A 19,119-nucleotide genomic window follows, 5' to 3' on the forward strand; every position below is an offset into this window, starting at 1 on the left:
GTAAAGAGTCCCCGCGATGACGCCTCTAGATGCCAAGCGCCCGCTGCAGCTCAATGCTCAGGGTCAGTTGCAACACTTCTTGTCCCTCGACGGTTTGCCCCGCGAACTGCTGACCGAAATCCTCGACACCGCCGATTCGTTTCTCGAAGTCGGTGGCCGGGCTGTGAAGAAGGTCCCGCTGCTGCGCGGCAAGACCATCTGCAATGTGTTCTTCGAGAACTCCACCCGCACCCGCACCACCTTTGAACTGGCGGCCCAGCGACTGTCGGCCGACGTGATCACGCTGAACGTGTCCACCTCGTCGGCCAGCAAGGGCGAAACCCTGCTCGACACCCTGCGCAACCTGGAAGCCATGGCCGCCGACATGTTCGTGGTACGCCACGGCGACTCCGGTGCTGCGCACTTCATCGCCGAACACGTGTGCCCGCAAGTCGCAATCATCAACGGCGGCGACGGCCGTCATGCCCACCCGACCCAGGGCATGCTCGACATGCTCACCATCCGTCGGCACAAGGGCAGCTTTGAAAACCTCTCGGTGGCCATCGTCGGCGACATCCTGCACTCGCGGGTCGCACGCTCGAACATGCTGGCCCTGAAAACCCTGGGCTGCCCGGACATCCGCGTGATTGCACCGAAAACCCTGCTGCCGATCGGTATCGAGCAGTATGGCGTGAAGGTCTACACCGACATGACCGAGGGCCTCAAGGATGTGGACGTGGTGATCATGCTGCGCCTGCAACGCGAGCGCATGGCCGGCGGCCTGCTGCCGAGCGAAGGCGAGTTCTACCGCCTGTTCGGCCTGACAACCGCACGCCTGGCGGGTGCCAAGCCGGATGCCATCGTGATGCACCCGGGCCCGATCAACCGCGGCGTGGAGATTGAGTCGGCGGTGGCCGACGGCAACCAGTCGGTAATCCTCAACCAGGTGACCTACGGCATCGCCGTGCGCATGGCGGTGTTGTCCATGGCCATGAGCGGACAAACCGCACAACGTCAATTCGAGCAGGAGAACGCCCAGTGAAACTCAGCATTCTCGGCGCCCGAGTCATCGATCCAGCCAGCGGCCTGGATCACGTCACCGACCTTCATATGGAAGCCGGCAAGATCATCGCCATCGGCGCCGCGCCGGCAGGCTTCAGAGCGAGCGAGACGATCGACGCCAAAGGCCTGGTGGCCGCGCCTGGCCTGGTGGACCTTAACGTCGCCCTGCGCGAGCCGGGCTACAGCCGCAAGGGCAATATCATCAGCGAAACCCGCGCCGCTGCGGCCGGCGGCGTCACCAGCCTGTGCTGCCCTCCCCACACCAAACCGGTGCTGGACACCTCGGCCGTGACCGAGTTGATCCTCGACCGCGCCCGTGAAGCCGGCAACTGCAAAGTGTTCCCCATCGGCGCCCTGAGCAAAGGCCTGGAAGGCGAACAACTCGCCGAACTGATCGCCTTGCGTGACGCCGGTTGCGTGGCCTTCGGCAACGGCCTGGAGAGTTTCCGCAGCACCCGTACGCTGTTGCGCGCCCTGGAATATGCAGCCACCTTCGACCTGACAGTGATCTTCCACTCCCAGGACCGCGACCTGGCCGAAGGCGGCCTGGCCCACGAAGGCGCCGTGGCCAGCTTCCTCGGTTTGCCGGGTATTCCGGAAACCGCCGAAACCGTGGCCCTGGCCCGTGACCTGCTGCTGGTGGAACAAAGCGGCGTGCGTGCGCACTTCAGCCAGCTGACCAGCGCCCGGGGCGTGGCCTTGATCGCCCAGGCCCAGGCCCGTGGCTTGCGGGTAACGGCGGACGTGGCGCTGTATCAATTGATCCTGACGGATGAAGCGCTGATCGACTTCTCGAGCCTGTATCACGTGCAACCGCCACTGCGCACCCTGGCCGACCGTGAAGGTTTGCGTGCGGCGGTCAAGTCTGGGGTGGTCTCGGCGATCTCCAGCCATCACCAGCCCCATGAGCGGGATGCCAAGCTGGCACCGTTTGGTGCGACAGAGCCAGGTATCAGCAGTGTCGAACTGTTGCTGCCGCTGGCGATGACGTTGGTGGAAGACGGGCTGTTAGACCTGCCGACGCTGCTGGCACGCCTGGGCGCCGGCCCGGCAGAGGCATTGCGCCTGCCTGCGGGCAAGCTGGCGGTGGGTTCGGCGGCGGACCTGGTGCTGTTCGACCCAGCCAGCTCCACGGTTGCCGGGGAGCGGTGGTTGTCCAAGGGTGAAAACTGCCCGTTCATCGGCCATAGCCTGCCGGCGACGGTGCGCTACACCTTGGTGGACGGACGCATCAGCTACCAGGCCTGATAGAACACATCCAATGTGGGCACGGCCCATGTGGGAGCTGGCTTGCCTGCTCCCACACAAGCCAGCTCCCACATTTGATTGTGTGCAGACTTACCGTCCGGCGTTGCGCTCGGCATTGCGGATCGATATCTGCGTGTTCAACGTCCAGAAGTCATACAGCACCCCCACCAGGAACAAGCCGCCGGTCAGCAGGTAGATCAGTCCGGAGATCCATTTGCCCTGGTACATGCGGTGCACGCCGAACACACCGAGAAACGCCAACAGAATCCAGGCCACGTTGTATTCGATGGGCCCCGCGGTAAAACGCAGGTCCGCTTCACGGTCCATGGCCGGGATCAGGAACAGGTCGATCAACCAGCCGATGCCCAGCAAGCCCAAGGTAAAAAACCAGATCGTACCGGTCACCGGCTTGCCGTAATAGAAGCGGTGCGCCCCGGTAAAACCGAAAATCCACAACAGGTAACCGATCACCTTGCTGTGGGTATCTTGCTGCGAACCAATCTGTTGATAGGTGTTCATCGCGTACCTCTTTTGCCTCGATAGATAAATTTTTTCACTTTCTTTGTGACTTTTTTACAGGCGCCCGACGTACGGCAAATGGTATCTTCCCTCCCCTGAAAGCCTTATGCCACCTGACTTGTGTAGGACAATTGCGGCGAATAGTCGCGTTTTTCCTGATTTTGACGTCAAGGTTCAGTCGACAAACGGCCTGAGAACGACACAAAAAGCTGTTATAAAGTTGCGCGCAAACCCATAAGAGCCACGCCTAATGCGACCATTTTTCAAGACATGGCTAACCATTTGCCTATTAATGCCACTGGCCGCCCACGCCACCAATCGTGAGCAACGACTTCCTAACGTTAACGGTTTCACCCCTAAAGTCCACAGCACGCCAAGCACGGCCAAATCGGTAAAGCTGACCGTCAACCGCCCGACTCAACTGAGCAAGGCCCACGGCAAAGCCAACCCGGCCCTGATGGCCGTCAACACCAAGCAGAGCAGCACCGTCCTCAGCCGCGCCGTCAACGTGCTGGGTACGCCTTATCGTTGGGGCGGCAGTAGCCCAAGTAAAGGGTTCGACTGCAGTGGCCTGGTGAAATATGCGTTCAACGACGTAGCCGCCGTGGATTTGCCGCGCACCTCCAACGCCATGGCCGCCGGCCATGGGCAGAAGGTTGATCGCAAGGACCTGAAACCAGGTGACCTGCTGTTCTTCAAACTGAAGAGCCGCCAGGTAAACCACGTTGCCATCTACCTGGGCAACGACCGGTTCATCCACGCGCCGCGTCGTGGCAAGTCGGTGAGCATCGACACGCTGAAAAAGCCGTTCTGGGACAAGAACTACGTGATTGCCAAGCGCGTTCTGCCGAAAGAGCAGAACAGCAGCCTGCGGGTCGTACAGCGCTAGAACCCACAGGCACCAGCCTCCCTGTTTGAAATGCAATCAAATGAGGGAGCTGGCTCGCCTGCGATGACGCTGTGTCAGTGGCAGGCATGTAGCCCGGCAGTGCGCTATTGCAGGCAAGCCCGCTCCCACATTGATATCAGCGTTCGCTAGATATCCACAGGCACCCTCGCCTTCTCCCGCGCCGCTTCCAGGCTGATCACTCCTGCCCCGACCAGCGCCTTCAAGCTCATGTCCAGCGTCTTCATCCCCAGCGCCCCGCCCGTCTGGATCGCCGAAACCATCTGCGCCACCTTGTCCTCGCGAATCAGATTGCGAATGGCCGGTGTGCCCAACATGATTTCATGGGCGGCCACGCGCCCGCCGCCGACCTTCTTCACCAGAACCTGAGACACCACCGCCTGCAGCGTCTCGGACAGCATCGAGCGGACCATGGCCTTTTCTCCGGCCGGGAACACGTCCACCAGTCGGTCTACGGTCTTTGCCGCCGACGTGGTGTGCAGGGTGCCAAATACCAGGTGCCCGGTCTCGGCCGCCGTCAGCGCCAGGCGGATGGTTTCCAGGTCGCGCAACTCACCCACCAGGATCACGTCCGGGTCTTCCCGGAGCGCGGAACGCAGCGCTGTGGAAAAGTCATGCGTGTCGCGGTGCACCTGGCGCTGGTTGATCAGGGCGATTTTGGGCGTGTGGATAAATTCGATGGGGTCTTCGAGGGTCAGGATGTGCTGACGCCGATGCTGATTGAGAAAGTCGATCATCGCCGCCAAGGTGGTGGACTTGCCCGAGCCGGTAGGACCGGTCACCAAGACCAGGCCACGGGGTAGCTGGGCGATGCGCTGGAACACTTCGCCAAGGCCAAGGCTTTCCAGGCTCCGGACTTCGCACGGGATGGTGCGAAACACCGCGCCCATGCCACGCGCCTGCTGGAATACATTTGCCCGGAACCGCGCAACGCCGGGCAACTCGAAGGCAAAATCCGTTTCAAGAGATGTTTCGAAATCCTTTTGTTGGTGCTGATTGAGCAGCGGGCTCAATAGGTCCGCCACTTGCAGCGCTGAAAGCACCGGCCAATCCAAAGGCCACACCTCGCCATCCACCCGCAGCATCGGCACCAGGCCCGCCGACAAATGCAGGTCGGAGGCGCCACGGCGCACGCTGGCCGTCAGTAATTCTGTGATATCCATAGGGCTTTCCATTTCCAGTAGAATGCCGCGGACTCCATATCCACGGGCGCATCTTGAATGTCGACGATAGCAGACAACATCGGCCAGGTTAGCCAGCGCATCCGCGCCGCAGCCGACGCCGTGCAACGTGACGCAAGCAGCATCCACCTGCTGGCCGTGAGCAAGACCAAGCCCGCACAGGCCGTGCGCGAAGCCTACGCCGCCGGAATGCACGACTTTGGCGAGAACTATCTGCAGGAAGCCCTGGGCAAACAGGCCGAATTAACCGACCTGCCCTTGAGTTGGCACTTCATCGGCCCCATTCAATCGAACAAGACGCGCGCTATCGCCGAGAACTTCGCTTGGGTGCATTCCGTGGACCGCCTCAAAATTGCACAACGCCTGTCCGAACAACGCCCGGCCGACCTGCCACCGCTGAACATCTGCATCCAGGTCAACGTCAGTGGCGAAGCCAGCAAGTCCGGCTGTACGCCCGCCGACCTGCCGGCCCTGGCCAACGCCATCAGCGCCCTGCCGCGCCTGAAGTTGCGTGGCCTGATGGCAATCCCCGAGCCGACCGAAGATCGTGCCGCGCAAGACGCAGCGTTCGCCACCGTGCGCGAGCTGCAAGCCCGTTTGAACCTGCCGCTGGACACACTTTCCATGGGCATGAGCCACGACCTGGAGTCGGCGATCGCCCAAGGCGCTACCTGGGTGCGGATTGGTACCGCCCTGTTTGGCGCCCGCGACTACGGCCAGCCATGAAATGGCTGACTTCCATCTGAGTAAGGACCTGTCATGAGCAACACGCGTATTGCCTTTATCGGCGCCGGTAACATGGCGGCCAGCCTGATCGGAGGCCTGCGGGCCAAGGGCCTGGACGCCGCGCAGATCCGCGCCAGCGACCCCGGCGCCGACACCCGTGCACGCGTCAGCGCCGAGCACGGCATTGAAACCTTTGCCGACAACGCCGAGGCCATCCGTGGCGTCGATGTGATTGTGCTGGCAGTGAAGCCACAGGCCATGAAGGCTGTGTGCGAAAACCTGCGTGCGAGCCTGCAGCCGCAGCAGTTGGTGGTGTCCATCGCCGCCGGCATCACCTGCGCCAGCATGAACAACTGGCTCGGCGCCCAGCCGATCGTGCGCTGCATGCCCAACACCCCAGCCCTGGTCAGCCAAGGCGTGAGCGGGTTGTACGCCACCGCCGAAGTGACCGCCGAACAACGCGGCCAGGCGCAGGAGTTGCTGTCAGCCGTGGGCATTGCCCTGTGGCTGGAACAGGAGCAGCAACTGGACGCGGTCACCGCGGTGTCCGGTAGCGGCCCGGCCTATTTCTTCCTGCTGATCGAAGCCATGACCGCCGCCGGGGTGAAGCTGGGGCTGTCCAAGGACGTTGCCGAGCAACTGGCCGAGCAGACCGCCCTGGGCGCCGCGCATATGGCGGTCGCCAGCGATGTGGACGCCGCTGAGTTGCGCCGCCGCGTGACCTCTCCCGGCGGCACCACACAGGCGGCCATCGAGTCGTTCCAGGCCGGGGGCTTTGAAGCCCTGGTAGAAAAAGCATTGGGTGCCGCTGCGCACCGCTCGGCGGAACTCGCCGAACAACTGGGCAAATAAGGAGCCAACATGATTGGTCTGAACACCGCAGCCGTCTACGTGCTGCAAACCCTCGGCAGCCTGTACCTGCTGATCGTACTGATGCGCTTCGTGCTGCAACTGGTGCGCGCCAACTTCTACAACCCGCTCTGCCAGTTCATCGTCAAGGCCACCCAGCCGCTGCTCAAGCCTTTGCGCCGGATCATCCCGAGCCTGTTCGGCCTGGACATGTCGTCGCTGGTGCTGGCGATCCTGGTGCAGTTAGCCTTGATGGCCCTGACCCTGCTGCTGACCTACGGCACTACCGGCAATTTCGTACAGTTGCTGATCTGGTCGATCATCGGCGTCACCGCGCTGTTCCTGAAGATCTTCTTCTTCGCCCTGATCATCAGCGTGATCCTGTCGTGGGTCGCTCCAGGTAGCCACAACCCGGGTGCCGAGTTGGTGAACCAGATCTGCGAACCAGCCCTGGCACCGTTCCGCCGCCTGCTGCCGAACCTGGGCGGCCTGGATATCTCGCCGATCCTGGCGTTCATGGTGCTCAAGTTGCTGGACATGCTGGTGATCAACAACCTGGCCGCCATGACCGGGATGCCAGAAATCCTGCGTTTGCTGATCTGACGCCCCTTGTAGGAGCCGGCCTGCCGGCTCCTGCATTTCGTATCGGTGTATTGAATTCAATCCGCGCAGGCCTTTGCTTGCCGCTGGGGTTCCCGCTCTTTAGACTTACGCCTCATTTGAACGAGAGCAGGGTCGATGCCAGCTGCCTTTCCCCCCGATTCTGTTGGACTGGTCGTGCCCCAAGTGGCGCACTTCAGCGAACCGCTGGCCCTGGCCTGCGGCCGTTCGCTGCCTGCCTACGACCTGATCTACGAAACCTACGGCCAACTGAATGCCACGGCGACCAACGCCGTGCTGATCTGCCACGCCTTGTCCGGCCATCATCACGCGGCCGGTTTCCACTCGGTCGACGAGCGCAAGCCCGGCTGGTGGGACAGCTGCATCGGCCCCGGCAAGCCCATCGACACCAACCGGTTCTTTGTGGTCAGCCTGAACAACCTCGGTGGTTGCAACGGCTCCACCGGCCCCAGCAGCCTCAACCCTGAGACAGGCAAGCCTTTCGGCGCCGACTTCCCGGTGCTCACCGTGGAAGACTGGGTGCACAGCCAGGCGCGCCTGGCCGACTTGCTGGGCATCAGCCAATGGGCCGCCGTCATCGGCGGTAGCCTGGGTGGCATGCAGGCGCTGCAGTGGACCATCACTTACCCGGATCGGGTACGCCATTGCCTGGCCATTGCCTCGGCCCCCAAGTTATCGGCGCAGAACATCGCTTTCAACGAAGTGGCGCGCCAGGCGATCCTGACCGACCCGGAGTTCCATGGCGGTTCGTTCCAGGAAGCCGGTGTGATCCCCAAGCGCGGCCTGATGCTGGCGCGCATGGTCGGGCACATCACCTACCTGTCCGATGACTCCATGGGCGAGAAATTTGGCCGTGGCCTCAAGAGCGAGAAGCTCAACTACGACTTCCACAGCGTCGAATTCCAGGTAGAAAGCTACCTGCGTTACCAGGGCGAAGAGTTCTCGGGGCGTTTCGACGCCAACACCTATTTGCTGATGACCAAGGCCCTGGACTATTTCGACCCGGCGGCCAACTTTGACGACGACCTGGCAAAAACCTTCGAGGGCGCCACGGCCAAGTTCTGCGTGATGTCGTTCACCACCGACTGGCGCTTTTCGCCGGCGCGCTCCCGCGAGTTGGTGGACGCGCTGATGGCCGCGCGCAAAGACGTCTGCTACCTGGAGATCGATGCTCCGCAAGGCCACGACGCCTTCCTGATCCCGATCCCGCGCTACCTGCAAGCGTTCAGCAACTACATGAACCGAATTACTGTGTGAGAACGCCATGAGAGCCGACCTGGAAATCATCCAAGACTGGATCCCCGCCGGCAGCCGCGTGCTCGACCTTGGCTGCGGCGATGGCGAACTGCTGAGCTGGCTGCGCGACAACAAGCAAGTCACCGGCTATGGCCTGGAAAACGACCCGGACAACATCGCCCAGTGCGTGGCCAAGGGCATCAACGTGATCGAGCAGGACCTGGACAAGGGCCTGGGCAACTTTGCCAGCAACAGCTTTGACATCGTGGTGATGACCCAGGCCCTGCAGGCGGTGCATTACCCAGACCGCATCCTCGACGAAATGCTGCGCGTAGGCCGCCAGTGCATCATCACCTTCCCCAACTTCGGCCACTGGCGCTGCCGCTGGTACCTGGCCACCAAGGGCCGCATGCCGGTGTCGGACTTCCTGCCGTACACGTGGTACAACACGCCGAACATCCACTTCTGCACCTTCGAAGACTTCGAAGCCCTGTGCAGTGAGCGTGAAGCCAAGGTGATCAACCGCCTTGCCGTCGATCAACAGCATCGCCACGGCTGGGCGAGTAAGCTATGGCCCAATCTGTTGGGCGAAATCGGAATTTACCGGGTCAGCAGCCCTGGCCTGACAGACCACAAGATTGCCGTCTAATCATTTTCAAGAGGGACGATCATGAGTCGTTTGGCTGTTTTTCTATTGACCGCATGCCTGGGCGCCAGCGCCATGGCTGCGGACGCTATCGACGCTAATCGCAAGAAAGACTTCGGCGATATCACTGTTCACTACAACACGTTCACCTCCAGCTTCCTGCAACCGGAAACCGCCCAGAAGGTCGGCGTGGTACGCAGCAAGGAGAAGGGCTTGATCAACGTGACCGTGATCAAGGGCGTGACGCCCGTGGCCGCGCAAGTGACGGGCACCATCAAGGATTTGGGCGGCAAGAGCGAGATTCTCACCTTCAAGCAAATCAATGAAAAAGGTGGCATCAATTATCTCGCGCCCTACGCCGTGACCCAGCGCGAATACAAGACGTTTACCATCAACGTTGAAACCGGGGGCAAAGCCCATAGTTTCCAATTCAACCAGGAACTGTTTCCGGCCGAATGATGAACCTTACCCAACTCGTACTGGCCAGCCATAACGCCGGCAAACTCAAAGAACTGCAGGCCATGCTCGGCGACGCCGTGCAACTGCGCTCGATTGGCGAGTTCAGCCAGGTGGAGCCGGAAGAGACCGGGCTGTCGTTCGTCGAGAACGCTATCCTCAAGGCGCGTAATGCCGCACGCCTCTCCGGCCTGCCGGCGCTGGCGGATGACTCGGGCCTGGCGGTCGACTTCCTCGGTGGTGCACCGGGCATTTATTCGGCACGCTACGCCGACGGCAAGGGCGACGCCGCCAACAACGCCAAGCTGCTGGATGCGCTCAAGGACGTGCCGGACGCTGAACGCGGTGCGCAGTTCGTCTGCGTGCTGGCACTGGTTCGGCATGCCGACGACCCGCTGCCGATCCTGTGCGAAGGCTTGTGGCACGGGCGCATCCTGCATGCGGCCAGCGGTGAGCATGGGTTTGGCTATGACCCGCTGTTCTGGGTACCGGAGCGTAACGTTTCCAGCGCCGAACTGAGCCCGGCCGACAAGAACCAGATCAGCCACCGCGCCCGCGCAATGGATTTGCTGCGCCAACGCCTGAGCCTGAAATGACCCAGAACACCTCTGCGCAACCACTGATCCACGGTGGCGCGCAAACACCTCGGGCGGCCTTGCCTGTGCTGCCGCCCCTGGCGCTGTATATCCATATCCCTTGGTGCGTGCGCAAATGCCCCTATTGCGACTTCAACTCCCACACCGCCAGTAAAGTACTGCCGGAAGAAGAGTACGTGGACGCGCTACTGGCCGACCTCGATCAGGACCTGCACGCGGTCTACGGCCGCGAGCTGAGTTCGATCTTCTTTGGCGGCGGCACGCCGAGCCTGTTCAGCGCCGCTGCGCTGGGCCGCCTGCTCAAGGGCGTGGAAGCACGCATCCCGTTTGCCCGCGATATCGAGATCACCCTGGAAGCCAACCCCGGGACGTTCGAGCAAGAAAAATTCGTCGCGTATCGCAAGCTGGGAATCAATCGCCTGTCCATCGGCATCCAGAGCTTCCAGCAGGAAAAGCTCGAGGCCCTGGGCCGCATCCACAACGGCGACGAAGCCGTGCGCGCCGCCGGCATGGCGCGCCAGGCCGGGTTTGATAACTTCAACCTCGACCTGATGCACGGTTTGCCCGATCAGTCCCTGGATGACGCCCTGGGTGACCTGCGCCAGGCCATCGCGCTCAAGCCAACGCACCTGTCGTGGTACCAACTGACCCTGGAACCCAACACCGTGTTCTGGAACCAGCCGCCCGCGCTGCCCGAAGACGACACGCTCTGGGACATCCAGGAAGCCGGCCAGGCGCTGCTTGCCGAACACGGCTATGCACAATATGAAGTGTCGGCCTATGCCCAACCGGGTCGCCCTGCGCGACATAACCTCAATTACTGGAGCTTCGGTGACTTCATTGGCATCGGCGCAGGCGCCCACGGCAAGCTCAGCCATCCTGATGGGCGCATCGTGCGCACCTGGAAGACCCGTGCACCGAAGGACTACCTCAACCCGGCTAAAAGCTTTCAGGCCGGCGCGAAGGAACTGACCAACGAAGAACTGCCATTCGAGTTCCTGATGAACGCCCTGCGCCTCACCAAAGGCGTCGACGCCAGGCTCTACGCCGAGCGTACCGGCCTCGACCTGGCGAGCCTCGATGAAGGCCGCCGAGAGGCAGAACAAAGTGGCTTAATGCAGGTCGAACCGTCACGCCTGGCGGCGACCGACCGCGGGCAACTCTTTCTCAATGACCTGTTGCAGAAGTTTTTGAGCTGACGCTCTAAGGAAATCGAATGGATTTGGTACTCGACCTGCTCGCCACCGTATCCCGCTGGAGCCGTAGCAACCTGTCGGAAATCTCCCTGGCTCTCGTCGGCTGCCTGCTGGTGCTGTTTGGTGCCGATATCAAAGGTTGGGTGGAAGCGCGCTTGGGCAGCATCGCGGGTGCGTTGCGCGTACCGTTGATGGCATTGGTGTGCATGATCGGCAGCGGCGCGGCGTTGATCTATGCCACGCCGTGGATTGTGCGGGGGTTGAGCCAATTCAATAACTACAGCCTGGCACCGGTGTTGGTGGTGGTGCTGGTATTGATTGGCGTCGTTGCCGACCGTCGCTGACCCCAGGCACACCACAAAACAAACGTGGGAGCTGGCTTGCCTGCGATAGCATCACCTCGGTACCACTGATGCACCGAGGTATCCGCATCGCAGGCAAGCCAGCTCCCACACTGGGTCGTATTTCAAGTCAGTGGCGAATTAAGCCAGCTTCTCGAACTTCAGATCCCACACCCCATGCCCCAACCGCTCGCCGCGACGCTCAAACTTGGTGATCGGGCGCTCAGCCGGGCGTGGCACGCACTTGCCGTCTTCCGCCAGGTTGCGATAGCCAGGGGCGACGTTCATCACTTCCAGCATGTATTCCGCGTACGGTTCCCAGTCGGTGGCCATGTGCAGGATGCCGCCGACCTTGAGCTTGCTGCGCACCAGCTCCGCGAAGGAGGCCTGGACGATGCGACGCTTGTGGTGACGGGCTTTGTGCCATGGGTCGGGGAAGAACAGCATCAGGCGGTCGAGGCTGTTGTCGGCGATGCAGCGGTTAAGCACTTCGATGGCGTCGCAGTCGTAGACCCGCAGGTTGGTCAACCCTTGGGTCAACACGCCATTGAGCAGAGCGCCCACACCAGGGCGGTGGACTTCCACGCCGATGAAGTCCTGGTCCGGCGCGGCAGCGGCCATCTCCAGCAGGGAGTGGCCCATGCCAAAACCGATTTCCAGGGAACGCGGGGCCGAACGGCCGAACACCTGGTCGTAATCCACCGGCGCATCGGCCAATGGCAGCACGAACAGCGGCGTACCTTGCTCCAGGCCCTTTTGCTGGCCTTCGGTCATGCGACCGGCGCGCATCACAAAACTCTTGATGCGGCGGTGCTTGGACTCGTCGCCTGCGTCCACGGTGTTCGGCGTTTCGTTTGATTCAGTCATCAATGGCTCTTACTTGATCAGACCATCCAGCGGCGAGGAGGCGCTGGCGTAGAGTTTTTTCGGCATGCGACCGGCGAGGTAGGCCAGGCGGCCCGCGACGATGGCGTGGTTCATGGCTTCGGCCATCAGGATCGGTTGCTGGGCATGGGCGATGGCCGAATTCATCAGCACTGCGTCGCAGCCCAGTTCCATGGCGATGGTCGCGTCGGAGGCAGTGCCCACGCCGGCATCCACCAGCACCGGGATCTTCGCTTCTTCGAGGATGATCTGCAGGTTGTACGGATTGCAGATACCCAGGCCGGACCCGATCAGACCCGCCAGCGGCATCACGGCGATGCAGCCGATTTCCGCCAGTTGGCGCGCGATGATCGGGTCATCGCTGGTGTAGACCATCACGTCGAAACCTTCCTTGACCAGCGTTTCAGCGGCCTTGAGGGTTTCAATCACGTTGGGGAACAGGGTTTTCTGATCAGCCAGCACTTCCAGCTTCACCAGGTTGTGGCCGTCGAGCAGCTCACGAGCCAGGCGGCAGGTGCGTACGGCTTCGATGGCGTCGTAGCAACCGGCAGTGTTCGGCAGGAAGGTGTAGCGATCCGGCGACAGCACTTCGAGCAGGTTCGGCTCGCCCTCGATCTGGCCGAGGTTGGTGCGGCGTACGGCGAAGGTGACGATCTCTGCGCCCGAGGCTTCGATGGCCAGGCGGGTTTCTTCCATGTCGCGGTACTTGCCGGTGCCGACCAGCAGACGGGACTGGTAGGTACGACCGGCCAGGACGAAGGGCTTGTCGTTACGAACGATGCTCATGGGAAATCCTCGAAATGGGGTGAGGTTCTGCAGAATTCAGGAAGCTGCGCGATCAGCCGCCACCAATGGCGTGGACCACTTCGACCTGGTCACCTTCGGTGAGCGCAGTCTCGGCGTGCAGGCTACGCGGGACGATATCCAGGTTGAGTTCCACTGCGACGCGACGCCCGGTAAGGTCCAGGCGGGTCAGCAGGGCCGCAACGGTTTCACCGTCGGGCAGTTCAAAGGATTCGCCGTTCAACTGAATGCGCATGCCACGGGCCGCCATCGTTTTTAGGGGCCAGCATTCTAGCGTGATCGGCGGTGATGACCCAAGTCCTCCGGTCCGCTTCAAACAGAAAGCTTCAGGCCGCTTGAAGGCGCCACGCCGCCAAGCCAAGGAAGAACCAACCCAACAGGAACGCCAGGCCACCGAACGGCGTGATGATCCCGAGCTTGCTGATCCCGGTCATGGTCAACACGTACAGGCTACCGGAGAACAGCAGGATACCGACGACAAACGAAATACCCGCCCAACCGACCAGCCGGCCAGGGATATGTGCCGCCAGCAGCGCCACGCCGAACAGCGCCAGGGTGTGCACCAGTTGGTAGGTCACGCCGGTGTGGAAGATCGCCAGGTACTCGGCGCTCAGGCGGTTTTTCAGCCCGTGAGCGGCGAAGGCGCCAAGGGCAACGCCGGTGAAGCCGAAAAAGGCAGCCAACATCAGAAAGCCACGCAGCATGATGAACTCCAGTCAGACTCAAAGGGCCGGGTCTGTATAATGGCCCGCTCAACGGGTTCGGCCAAGCCATCTCTATGCTGCGTCTCCTCTTCAAACGCTTTCTCAACGTCGTGAAATGGTTTGCCATCGGCAGTGTGCTGCTGGTGCTGCTGTTTCGTGTCGTCCCGCCCCCCTTCACCGCGCTGATGGTTGAGCGCAAGGTCGAATCCTGGTTCGACGGCGAACCCATTGACCTGCAGCGCAGCTGGGTGCCGTGGGACGAGATCTCCGATGACCTCAAGGTGGCGGTGATGGCCGGTGAAGACCAGCGGTTCCCGCAGCATTGGGGTTTTGACTTCGGTGCGATCCAGGCCGCCATCCTGCACAACGAACGCGGTGGCTCGATTCGCGGCGCCAGCACGTTGAGCCAGCAGGTGTCGAAGAACCTGTTCCTGTGGGCGGGCCGCAGTTATTTGCGCAAAGGCCTAGAAGCCTGGTTTACCGGCCTGATCGAGGTATTGTGGCCCAAGCAACGGATCCTTGAGGTCTACCTCAACAGCGTTGAATGGGATGAAGGGGTGTTTGGCGCGGAAGCGGCTGCACGGCATCACTTTGGGGTCAGTGCCAAGGGCCTTTCACGGCAGCAGGCCAGCTATCTGGCGGCGGTATTGCCGAACCCGCGGGTGTGGAGTGCCAGCCATCCGACGGCGTATGTGGCACGGCGGGCGGCGTGGATTCGCCAACAGATGAGTCAGTTGGGTGGTGATGGCTACCTGATGGAGCTGAACAATTCCCGCAAGGCTCCCTGGTCCGACTGATACAGCACAAAACAAAAGTGGGAGGGGGCTTGCTCCCGATAGCGGTGGATCAGTCACTGTGATGTCGACTGACACTCTGCTATCGGAGGCAAGCCCCCTCCCACATTTTCAGGCGGTGTTTAGGCCGCGATCGACAGTTTCAGCTTGTTCATCGCGCTTTTCTCGAGCTGACGAATCCGCTCGGCCGACACGTTGTACTTCTGCGCCAGGTCATGCAGCGTGGCTTTTTCTTCCGCCAGCCAGCGCTGGTAGAGGATGTCACGGCTACGGTCGTCCAGCACTTCCAGCGCTTCGTGCAGGTTGTGGTTGGAGTTGTCGCTCCAGTCAGCGTCTTCCAGTTGACGCGCCGGGTCGTACCGGTGGTCTTCCAGGTAGTTGGCCGGCGATTGGAAGGCGCTGTCGTCGTCCGCTTCGGCGGCCGGGTCGAAGGCCATGTCATGGCCGGTCAGGCGGCTTTCCATCTCGCGCACTTCACGGGGTTCCACGCCAAGGCTTTCAGCCACGCGGTGGACTTCCTCGTTGTTCAGCCACGCCAGGCGTTTTTTCTGGCTGCGCAGGTTGAAGAACAGTTTGCGCTGGGCCTTGGTGGTCGCGACTTTCACAATGCGCCAGTTGCGCAGGATGAACTCGTGGATTTCCGCCTTGATCCAGTGCACGGCAAACGACACCAGGCGCACACCCATCTCAGGGTTGAAGCGCTTGACAGCCTTCATCAGGCCGACGTTGCCTTCCTGGATCAGGTCAGCCTGGGCCAGGCCATAGCCGCTATAGCTACGGGCGATATGTACAACAAAACGCAGGTGGGCGAGCACCATCTGCCGAGCCGCCCCCAAATCCTGCTCATAGTAGAGACTCTCGGCCAGTTCACGCTCCTGCTCGGGCGTCAGCAATGGGATGCTGTTTACCGTATGCACATAGGCTTCCAGGTTCGCACCCGGGACCAAGGCATAAGCAGGTTGCAAAGAAGTGGTCATACGAAAAAACCTCCGACTCACATAACTCGTGCAGTGAAGCACTGCGAAAATTGACCGGGAACCGTAGGACAAGTTCCCTAAACCACCAATACGGTCAATACAAACGAAACCACATTAATCTGACATTAACTACTTCGGTGCCAGCTCACGTAAATGCCGTGCGACCGCAATCCAGGCACCGATATACCCCAACAATACCGCGCCAAGCAAGAGACTCAGACCATCGGCTACCGGCACACCGGCCAGCGCGAAATCACTGCCGTAGAGTCCGGCAAGCCCGACAACCGCGTCGTTCAGCCAGTCCAGGCCAAATGCCAGCACGCCCCAGGACAAAATCCCGGCACTAAAGCCATAAAGCGCGCCCATGTACAGAAAAGGACGACGCACATAGCTGTCCGTGCCGCCGACCAGTTTAATCACTTCTATCTCGGTGCGGCGGTTTTCAATATGAAGACGAATGGTATTACCTATCACCAAAAGTAATGCAGACACCAACAACACTGTCAGGCCGAACACAAAACGGTCGCCCAGCTTGAGGATGGCCGCCAAGCGCTCTACCCAGACTAGATCAAGCTGCGCCTGCTGTACCTTGGGCATCTCTGCGAGTTTTTGCCGCAGGGCTTCCAAGGCGGCCTTGTCGACTTCATTCGGCGTTACCAGCACGACGCCCGGCAACGGGTTCTGCGGCAGCTCCTTGAGCGCCTCGCCCAGGCCGGACTGTTGCTGGAACTCTTCCAGCGCCTGGTCACGGCTGATGTACTCGGCCTGCGCCACGCCCGGCAGGTTCTTGATGTCATCGCGCAGGGTTTCGCCGTCTTTGGCACTGGCATCGATGTTCAGGTACAGCGAGATCTGCGCTGCGCGCTGCCAGGAACCGCCCAGTCGCTCCACATTGTTAAGCAGCAGCGACAGGCCCATCGGCAGGCTCAGGGCCACTGCCATCACCAGGCACGTGAAGAAGCTGCCAATCGGCTGCTTGCCCAGGCGCCGCAGGCTGTCGAGCAGGCTCGCACGATGGCTTTCGATCCAGGCGCGCAGCAAGGTGCTGAAGTCCGGGCCGTCATCATCGTGATCGTGCTTTTTCTTTTGGGGTTGCGGGTCGGCCGGTTTCGGCGCCACGCGCTCGGACACTTTAGGGCTGCGTGTAGCACTCATGCGCCGGCCTCCCCGTCACCGATCAGGCGGCCGCGTTGCAGGGTCAGCATGCGATGGCGCATGCGGGCGATCAGTGCCAGGTCGTGACTGGCGATCAGCACGCTGGTGCCCAGGCGGTTGATGTCTTCGAACACCCCCATGATCTCGGCCGCCAGGCGCGGGTCGAGGTTACCGGTCGGTTCATCCGCCAGCAGCAGTGCCGGGCGGTGGACGATGGCGCGGGCAATGCCGACGCGCTGTTGCTGGCCGGTGGAGAGGTCGCCGGGGTAGAGATCGGTCTTGTCCGACAACGCCACGCGCTCCAGGGCCGAATCCACGCGTTTGACGATCTCGGCCTTGGACAGCCCGAGGATCTGCAACGGCAGTGCCACGTTATTGAACACGGTGCGATCGAACAGCAGTTGGTGATTCTGGAACACCACGCCGATCTGGCGGCGCAGGAACGGGATTTGCGCGTTGCTGATGGTTGCCAGGTCCTGGCCCGCCAGCAGCAGTTTGCCGGTAGTCGGGCGCTCCATGGCCAGCAGCAGGCGCAGCAACGTACTTTTGCCGGCACCGGAATGCCCGGTTACAAACAAGAATTCGCCGCGACGCACTCGAAAGCTCAGCTCATGCAAGCCGACATGCCCGTTGGCATAGCGTTTACCGACCTGTTCGAATCGAATCATGAACGCTCCCGCTCGGCAAACAGTGCCTGTACAAAGGGTTCGGCTTCAAAGGTGCGCAGGTCGTCGATGCCTTCACCGACGCCGATATAACGAATCGGCAACCCGAACTGTTTGGCCAGGGCGAAGATCACGCCGCCCTTGGCCGTGCCGTCGAGCTTAGTCAATGCCAGGCCGGTCAGTTGTACCGTCTGGTTGAATTGTTTGGCCTGGCTGATGGCGTTCTGGCCGGTACCGGCGTCCAGCACCAACAGAACCTCGTGCGGCGCGTCTGCGTCCAGCTTGCCGATCACGCGGCGGACCTTTTTCAGCTCTTCCATCAAATTGTCTTTGGTGTGCAGGCGACCGGCGGTATCGGCGATCAGCACGTCGATGTTCCGGGCCTTGGCGGCTTGCACGGCATCGAAGATCACCGAGGCGGAATCGGCGCCGGTGTGCTGGGCGATAACCGGGATCTTGTTGCGCTCGCCCCAGACCTGCAGCTGTTCAACCGCTGCGGCACGGAATGTATCACCCGCCGCCAGCATGACTTTCTTGCCTTCGGACTGCAGCTTCTTGGCCAGCTTGCCGATGGTGGTGGTCTTGCCGGCGCCGTTGACGCCCACCACCAGGATCACAAAGGGTTTTTTCGGGGTGATCACCAGAGGCGCTTCCACAGGCTTGAGCATGGCAGCCAGCTCAGCTTGCAGGGACTTGTACAGTGCATCGGCGTCGGTCAGCTGCTTGCGCGCGACCTTCTGGGTGAGGCTCTGGATGATCACGGCGGTGGCTTCGACGCCTACGTCGGCGGTGAGCAAACGGGTTTCGATGTCTTCCAGCAGTTCGTCATCGATGACCTTCTTGCCCAGGAACAGGCTGGCCATGCCTTCGCCGATACTGGCGCTGGTCTTGCTGAGGCCTTGTTTGAGACGGGCGAAGAAGCCGGTCTTGCTGGTTTCAACAGGGGTAGCAGGTTCTTCGATGATGGCGGGAGCAGCCATCACTGGCTCGACCGCCACGGGTGCTGGTGCTGGTGCTGGTGCTTCAGCGACAACCGGCTGCGGCTCAATGACCACCGGAATCGGCGGAACCACATGCTCGGCCTGCACATCTTCAACCAATGCCACGGGCTCTTCAGCTACCGGCAGTTCCGGCCACGGCTTGTGCGCGGGTTCCAGCTCAGGTTCAGGCTCTACCTCGGCGAGCGGCTGCAGAACCGGCTCAGCCATCGGCAACACCACCGGCGCAGGCGTTTCGGCGACCGGTTCGGCTTCTACTATAGGTTCAGGGACCGGTTCAGTTTGAACCTGTGGCTGTTCGTCGACGGTTTCCTGCGGCTTTTTGCGCAGCCATCCGAACAGGCCTTTTTTCTCGCCAGCCGCAGCTGGGGTCTTCTTGTCGTCGTTGGAACCAAACATGGAGACGGCTATCTCAAGGTAGCGTCGCGCCACGGGGCGCGTCGGTAAATAAAATTCGATGCGTAACAGACTGTTTTTTAGCCAGCTCGTTCATGCGCAACATTTTGTAAGGCCAAAATGGGGCCTTAACAGGACAGCCGCAGTGGCCGTCCCTAAGTCGGATCAGTATCCTAGC

Annotated in this window: 23 protein-coding genes; 13 read left to right on the plus strand and 10 right to left on the minus strand. The window is 61.4% G+C overall.

Annotated features, from left to right (window positions below; translation table 11 throughout):
- The first annotated feature begins 16 nt into the window (after nt 1-16).
- Entirely contained in the window at nt 17-1,021 is a 1,005-nt protein-coding gene (locus tag ATH90_RS26890) for an aspartate carbamoyltransferase catalytic subunit (RefSeq protein ID WP_025857712.1), read from the plus strand.
- Nucleotides 1,018-2,289 (plus strand): dihydroorotase, encoded by a 1,272-nt coding sequence (locus tag ATH90_RS26895; RefSeq protein WP_098467514.1) that lies wholly within the window; start codon nt 1,018-1,020, stop codon nt 2,287-2,289. Before ATH90_RS26890 ends, ATH90_RS26895 begins: the two co-directional genes overlap by 4 nt.
- A 90-nt stretch (nt 2,290-2,379) precedes the next feature.
- On the opposite strand, the gene ATH90_RS26900 is transcribed toward ATH90_RS26895, so the two are convergent.
- A complete protein-coding gene (locus ATH90_RS26900) occupies nt 2,380-2,790 on the minus strand; it encodes an NINE protein (RefSeq protein WP_164403484.1) in 411 nt (136 codons plus the stop codon).
- 268 nt (nt 2,791-3,058) lie between these two features.
- Here ATH90_RS26900 and ATH90_RS26905 point away from each other — a divergent pair, with 268 nt between their 5' ends.
- A complete protein-coding gene (locus ATH90_RS26905; RefSeq protein WP_098467515.1) occupies nt 3,059-3,697 on the plus strand; it encodes a C40 family peptidase in 639 nt (212 codons plus the stop codon).
- Nucleotides 3,698-3,843: 146 nt separating this feature from the next.
- Here the strand turns inward: ATH90_RS26905 and ATH90_RS26910 are convergent, their stop codons facing one another.
- A complete protein-coding gene (locus ATH90_RS26910) occupies nt 3,844-4,878 on the minus strand; it encodes a type IV pilus twitching motility protein PilT (RefSeq protein WP_034109947.1) in 1,035 nt (344 codons plus the stop codon).
- Nucleotides 4,879-4,935: 57 nt separating this feature from the next.
- Here ATH90_RS26910 and ATH90_RS26915 point away from each other — a divergent pair, with 57 nt between their 5' ends.
- From ATH90_RS26915 to ATH90_RS26955, 9 genes are all read left to right on the plus strand, one after another.
- Nucleotides 4,936-5,622, plus strand: coding sequence for a YggS family pyridoxal phosphate-dependent enzyme (locus tag ATH90_RS26915; RefSeq protein ID WP_098467516.1), 687 nt, complete (start codon nt 4,936-4,938; stop codon nt 5,620-5,622).
- 33 nt (nt 5,623-5,655) lie between these two features.
- The gene (gene proC, locus ATH90_RS26920) at nt 5,656-6,474 is read left to right on the plus strand and encodes a pyrroline-5-carboxylate reductase (protein WP_034109950.1); all 819 of its coding nucleotides are present in this window, start codon (nt 5,656-5,658) and stop codon (nt 6,472-6,474) included.
- A 9-nt stretch (nt 6,475-6,483) separates the two neighbouring features.
- Nucleotides 6,484-7,074, plus strand: coding sequence for a YggT family protein (locus ATH90_RS26925; protein WP_034109951.1), 591 nt, complete (start codon nt 6,484-6,486; stop codon nt 7,072-7,074).
- 135 nt (nt 7,075-7,209) lie between these two features.
- On the plus strand, nt 7,210-8,349 hold the full coding sequence (gene metX / locus ATH90_RS26930; RefSeq protein ID WP_034109954.1) for a homoserine O-succinyltransferase MetX: 1,140 nt from the start codon (nt 7,210-7,212) through the stop codon (nt 8,347-8,349).
- A gap of 7 nt (nt 8,350-8,356) precedes the next feature.
- Complete coding sequence (gene metW, locus ATH90_RS26935) at nt 8,357-8,977, plus strand: methionine biosynthesis protein MetW (protein WP_034109956.1); 621 nt, start codon at nt 8,357-8,359, stop codon at nt 8,975-8,977.
- Between the two features lie 21 nt (nt 8,978-8,998).
- Complete coding sequence (locus ATH90_RS26940; RefSeq protein ID WP_015886348.1) at nt 8,999-9,433, plus strand: DUF4426 domain-containing protein; 435 nt, start codon at nt 8,999-9,001, stop codon at nt 9,431-9,433.
- Nucleotides 9,430-10,026, plus strand: a complete 597-nt coding sequence (rdgB, locus tag ATH90_RS26945) for an RdgB/HAM1 family non-canonical purine NTP pyrophosphatase (RefSeq protein ID WP_034109959.1) — start codon at nt 9,430-9,432, stop codon at nt 10,024-10,026. The genes ATH90_RS26940 and rdgB overlap by 4 nt, the downstream gene beginning before the upstream one ends.
- Complete coding sequence (hemW, locus tag ATH90_RS26950) at nt 10,023-11,225, plus strand: radical SAM family heme chaperone HemW (RefSeq protein ID WP_098467517.1); 1,203 nt, start codon at nt 10,023-10,025, stop codon at nt 11,223-11,225. Before rdgB ends, hemW begins: the two co-directional genes overlap by 4 nt.
- Nucleotides 11,226-11,242: 17 nt before the next feature.
- Nucleotides 11,243-11,566 (plus strand): DUF3392 domain-containing protein, encoded by a 324-nt coding sequence (locus ATH90_RS26955; RefSeq protein ID WP_016972961.1) that lies wholly within the window; start codon nt 11,243-11,245, stop codon nt 11,564-11,566.
- 138 nt (nt 11,567-11,704) lie between these two features.
- Here ATH90_RS26955 and trmB read toward each other — a convergent pair whose 3' ends face one another.
- The 4 genes from trmB to ATH90_RS26975 form a co-directional block, all read right to left on the minus strand.
- Entirely contained in the window at nt 11,705-12,430 is a 726-nt protein-coding gene (trmB, locus tag ATH90_RS26960) for a tRNA (guanosine(46)-N7)-methyltransferase TrmB (RefSeq protein WP_034109962.1), read from the minus strand.
- Between the two features lie 9 nt (nt 12,431-12,439).
- Entirely contained in the window at nt 12,440-13,234 is a 795-nt protein-coding gene (locus ATH90_RS26965) for a thiazole synthase (protein ID WP_034109963.1), read from the minus strand.
- A gap of 52 nt (nt 13,235-13,286) precedes the next feature.
- A complete protein-coding gene (gene thiS / locus ATH90_RS26970; RefSeq protein WP_015886354.1) occupies nt 13,287-13,487 on the minus strand; it encodes a sulfur carrier protein ThiS in 201 nt (66 codons plus the stop codon).
- 91 nt (nt 13,488-13,578) lie between these two features.
- Nucleotides 13,579-13,956, minus strand: coding sequence for a DUF423 domain-containing protein (locus tag ATH90_RS26975; protein WP_034109965.1), 378 nt, complete (start codon nt 13,954-13,956; stop codon nt 13,579-13,581).
- 74 nt (nt 13,957-14,030) lie between these two features.
- Here ATH90_RS26975 and mtgA point away from each other — a divergent pair, with 74 nt between their 5' ends.
- The gene (mtgA, locus tag ATH90_RS26980; RefSeq protein ID WP_034109966.1) at nt 14,031-14,753 is read left to right on the plus strand and encodes a monofunctional biosynthetic peptidoglycan transglycosylase; all 723 of its coding nucleotides are present in this window, start codon (nt 14,031-14,033) and stop codon (nt 14,751-14,753) included.
- A gap of 119 nt (nt 14,754-14,872) precedes the next feature.
- Here the strand turns inward: mtgA and rpoH are convergent, their stop codons facing one another.
- The 4 genes from rpoH to ftsY all read right to left on the minus strand — a co-directional run bounded on the left by rpoH (nt 14,873) and on the right by ftsY (nt 18,944).
- Nucleotides 14,873-15,727 carry an RNA polymerase sigma factor RpoH gene (gene rpoH / locus ATH90_RS26985; protein ID WP_003176698.1) on the minus strand — a complete coding sequence of 285 codons (855 nt, stop codon included), beginning with the start codon at nt 15,725-15,727 and terminating at the stop codon, nt 14,873-14,875.
- A 129-nt stretch (nt 15,728-15,856) separates the two neighbouring features.
- Nucleotides 15,857-16,882 carry a permease-like cell division protein FtsX gene (gene ftsX, locus ATH90_RS26990; RefSeq protein WP_098467518.1) on the minus strand — a complete coding sequence of 342 codons (1,026 nt, stop codon included), beginning with the start codon at nt 16,880-16,882 and terminating at the stop codon, nt 15,857-15,859.
- Nucleotides 16,879-17,550 (minus strand): cell division ATP-binding protein FtsE, encoded by a 672-nt coding sequence (gene ftsE, locus ATH90_RS26995; protein ID WP_034109970.1) that lies wholly within the window; start codon nt 17,548-17,550, stop codon nt 16,879-16,881. Before ftsE ends, ftsX begins: the two co-directional genes overlap by 4 nt.
- A complete protein-coding gene (gene ftsY, locus ATH90_RS27000) occupies nt 17,547-18,944 on the minus strand; it encodes a signal recognition particle-docking protein FtsY (RefSeq protein ID WP_098467519.1) in 1,398 nt (465 codons plus the stop codon). The genes ftsE and ftsY overlap by 4 nt, the downstream gene beginning before the upstream one ends.
- Between the last annotated feature and the right edge of the window lie 175 nt (nt 18,945-19,119).

This window comes from Pseudomonas lurida, from assembly GCF_002563895.1.
In the GTDB taxonomy this organism is placed as follows: Bacteria; Pseudomonadota; Gammaproteobacteria; order Pseudomonadales; family Pseudomonadaceae; genus Aquipseudomonas; species Aquipseudomonas lurida.

Excerpts from the sequence above, each read along its gene's own strand:
- ATH90_RS26890 (WP_025857712.1), top strand. The coding sequence starts at position 17 with ATGACGCCTCTAGATGCCAAGCGCCCGCTGCAGCTCAATGCTCAGGGT.
- ATH90_RS26905 (WP_098467515.1), top strand. The coding sequence starts at position 3,059 with ATGCGACCATTTTTCAAGACATGGCTAACCATTTGCCTATTAATGCCA.
- ATH90_RS26910 (WP_034109947.1), bottom strand. The coding sequence starts at position 4,878 with ATGGATATCACAGAATTACTGACGGCCAGCGTGCGCCGTGGCGCCTCC.
- ATH90_RS26915 (WP_098467516.1), top strand. The coding sequence starts at position 4,936 with ATGTCGACGATAGCAGACAACATCGGCCAGGTTAGCCAGCGCATCCGC.
- proC (WP_034109950.1), top strand. The coding sequence starts at position 5,656 with ATGAGCAACACGCGTATTGCCTTTATCGGCGCCGGTAACATGGCGGCC.
- ATH90_RS26925 (WP_034109951.1), top strand. The coding sequence starts at position 6,484 with ATGATTGGTCTGAACACCGCAGCCGTCTACGTGCTGCAAACCCTCGGC.
- metX (WP_034109954.1), top strand. The coding sequence starts at position 7,210 with ATGCCAGCTGCCTTTCCCCCCGATTCTGTTGGACTGGTCGTGCCCCAA.
- metW (WP_034109956.1), top strand. The coding sequence starts at position 8,357 with ATGAGAGCCGACCTGGAAATCATCCAAGACTGGATCCCCGCCGGCAGC.
- ATH90_RS26940 (WP_015886348.1), top strand. The coding sequence starts at position 8,999 with ATGAGTCGTTTGGCTGTTTTTCTATTGACCGCATGCCTGGGCGCCAGC.
- rdgB (WP_034109959.1), top strand. The coding sequence starts at position 9,430 with ATGATGAACCTTACCCAACTCGTACTGGCCAGCCATAACGCCGGCAAA.
- hemW (WP_098467517.1), top strand. The coding sequence starts at position 10,023 with ATGACCCAGAACACCTCTGCGCAACCACTGATCCACGGTGGCGCGCAA.
- ATH90_RS26955 (WP_016972961.1), top strand. The coding sequence starts at position 11,243 with ATGGATTTGGTACTCGACCTGCTCGCCACCGTATCCCGCTGGAGCCGT.
- trmB (WP_034109962.1), bottom strand. The coding sequence starts at position 12,430 with ATGACTGAATCAAACGAAACGCCGAACACCGTGGACGCAGGCGACGAG.
- ATH90_RS26965 (WP_034109963.1), bottom strand. The coding sequence starts at position 13,234 with ATGAGCATCGTTCGTAACGACAAGCCCTTCGTCCTGGCCGGTCGTACC.
- thiS (WP_015886354.1), bottom strand. The coding sequence starts at position 13,487 with ATGCGCATTCAGTTGAACGGCGAATCCTTTGAACTGCCCGACGGTGAA.
- ATH90_RS26975 (WP_034109965.1), bottom strand. The coding sequence starts at position 13,956 with ATGCTGCGTGGCTTTCTGATGTTGGCTGCCTTTTTCGGCTTCACCGGC.
- mtgA (WP_034109966.1), top strand. The coding sequence starts at position 14,031 with ATGCTGCGTCTCCTCTTCAAACGCTTTCTCAACGTCGTGAAATGGTTT.
- rpoH (WP_003176698.1), bottom strand. The coding sequence starts at position 15,727 with ATGACCACTTCTTTGCAACCTGCTTATGCCTTGGTCCCGGGTGCGAAC.
- ftsX (WP_098467518.1), bottom strand. The coding sequence starts at position 16,882 with ATGAGTGCTACACGCAGCCCTAAAGTGTCCGAGCGCGTGGCGCCGAAA.
- ftsE (WP_034109970.1), bottom strand. The coding sequence starts at position 17,550 with ATGATTCGATTCGAACAGGTCGGTAAACGCTATGCCAACGGGCATGTC.
- ftsY (WP_098467519.1), bottom strand. The coding sequence starts at position 18,944 with ATGTTTGGTTCCAACGACGACAAGAAGACCCCAGCTGCGGCTGGCGAG.